The organism is Stenotrophomonas daejeonensis (assembly GCF_001431505.1).
Classification (GTDB): domain Bacteria; phylum Pseudomonadota; class Gammaproteobacteria; order Xanthomonadales; family Xanthomonadaceae; genus Stenotrophomonas; species Stenotrophomonas daejeonensis.
In genome coordinates, this window is record NZ_LDJP01000081.1 from 1 (window position 1) to 1,858 (window position 1,858).

Sequence of the window (1,858 nt, forward strand, 5' to 3'; positions counted from 1 at the left end):
TCTTCATTCCGATGCCTAACGCCTGAATTAAGCCGCGCCGCGGAGCGGCGTCGGCTTGAATGAGTTGTTAGGCAGCAGTGGCCGAGAAACTAGCAGAAAGCCAATGCTGCCCACTTGAACAACAAGACGAAGGTCGATGATGCCACAGCCGGCAAGACAGGGCTTGCCCAGCGAAGTCTGCCGCGCGGAGCCACCGAAGCCAAATGCAATGCGAGTGTGGCGGACCTGACGCCAAGGCCGAAGTCGCGAACTGGCCGATACCGGAAACGGTGAACAACGGTGGCCGGAGCCGACCGGAAAACAGCCAGTGGATTTGCCGAAGCAGGAACCACCACCCAACTTTTACAACTGCGGCCTAACGCCTGAATTAAGCCGCGCCGCGAAGCGGCGTCGGCTTGAATGAATTGTTAGGCTGTACCGTTGCCGAGTACAGCTTGCTACTTTTTGAAGTCTGTTGGCTGCTCAAGTTGATAAAGCGCATCTTGAATGTCCTCCAGCTTGCTGGCGAGAAGAGTTTGCGCGTCATACAGGCCACGGTTGTAGAAATAGGAGCCAACCTCTCCGCTGAAAAAGTCGAGCAGAAATTCTGCGTCAAAACGGCCAATCTCTTGTCTCAGCTCTTCCGTGAAATACATCTGTATTTTACGAACGATGATTGCTTTTTCTTCGTTCGTGAACTCAACGTTTTCCATGCACTCTCCTGTACAGCCTAACGCCTGAATTAAGCCGCGCCGCGAAGCGGCGTCGGCTTGAATGAGTTGTTAGGTCTTGGCCCGCGGGAACCAATACGCGGCATGTGACCCACTAGGGAAAAAAGGATCTTTCTCTTGGAGCGCAAGATCATGCCAATCGGTAAGCTGATTGATAAAAGCCGCCGCCGTGTAAGCCGCAATTGACGCGTCACGCTCATGCTCCGTCTTGACCATGCCCTCAATACTCTTGAGGAAATTTCTAGCGCCCCTATCAAGAAGGAGCAATGCTTTGGGATGAGCTTCAGTTGCTTTTGCGCTTGGCCATTGGGCTGATGCCATTCGGGTTACTTGAACGCCTTGAACCAAGCAAGCACCACGCAAGGAGTTAACATGGCCGACCGTGCCAGACTTGCCGCCAGCGGAGCATACGAGCTTGCGCACGAAGCCGTCCGCTTTCCGATCGCCAGAGGAAACCCAGAAGAGTGGCGCGTCCGTTGCGAATGCGGCCGGGGCAATCTCAGAGACTTTGTGAGCGGATCGAACCGCATCAGGGGCTGAACTACACGTCCCTGTGCCGAGCAACTCAAGACCAGAGGTGGTGGACAGAAGTACTGCCCAGCCGAAGGCCTTTTCACCTCCAGGGTCGAATCCAACAAATCGCATGGATGTGCCTGCCAAGACCTAACGCCTGAGTTAAGCCGCGCCGCGAAGCGGCGTCGGCTTGAACGAATTGTTAGGGCGCACTACCACCAACCCCGGAGTTGCGCCCATGGATAAGCCAATTGCGCTGAATTGCCAATACGACTCCTGCAATTAAGAGCGTAGCGGGAAGCCAGACAACGGCAAAGATGACAAGCTGAAAGCTCCAATTGTTGGCGTAAAGATCACCACTTGGCGTGTCAGCAAGCAGAGATCTAGTCCGGAAGTAGAACAAAACACCTGCACAAATCACGGCTACAGATAGCTCAGTCACCGCGAGCTTCCAAAAGGCGACCTGTCGATGTCCTGTCATATGTGCGCCCTAACGCCTGAATTAAGCCGCGCCGCGAAGCGGCGTCGGCTTGAATGAATTGTTAGGCATCGGCCTTAGGGCTATCACTTGCTGCTCTGAAGAATAGTCCAAGGTTCAGCCCGGGGAAGCAAGAGAGCTGATGGTAGATGTTTGT

2 protein-coding genes are annotated in these 1,858 nt (G+C 54.5%); both read right to left on the bottom strand.

Annotated elements, in window-relative coordinates; all coding sequences use genetic code 11:
* Window positions 1–437: 437 nt before the first annotated feature.
* Entirely contained in the window at window positions 438–692 is a 255-nt protein-coding gene (locus ABB34_RS13000; protein ID WP_057641754.1) for a DUF2164 domain-containing protein, read from the bottom strand.
* Window positions 693–761: 69 nt separating this feature from the next.
* Window positions 762–1,355, bottom strand: a complete 594-nt coding sequence (locus ABB34_RS15865) for a DUF429 domain-containing protein (protein ID WP_083490203.1) — start codon at window positions 1,353–1,355, stop codon at window positions 762–764.
* Between the last annotated feature and the right edge of the window lie 503 nt (window positions 1,356–1,858).

Excerpts from the sequence above, each read along its gene's own strand:
- ABB34_RS13000 (WP_057641754.1), bottom strand. The coding sequence starts at position 692 with ATGGAAAACGTTGAGTTCACGAACGAAGAAAAAGCAATCATCGTTCGT.
- ABB34_RS15865 (WP_083490203.1), bottom strand. The coding sequence starts at position 1,355 with ATGCGATTTGTTGGATTCGACCCTGGAGGTGAAAAGGCCTTCGGCTGG.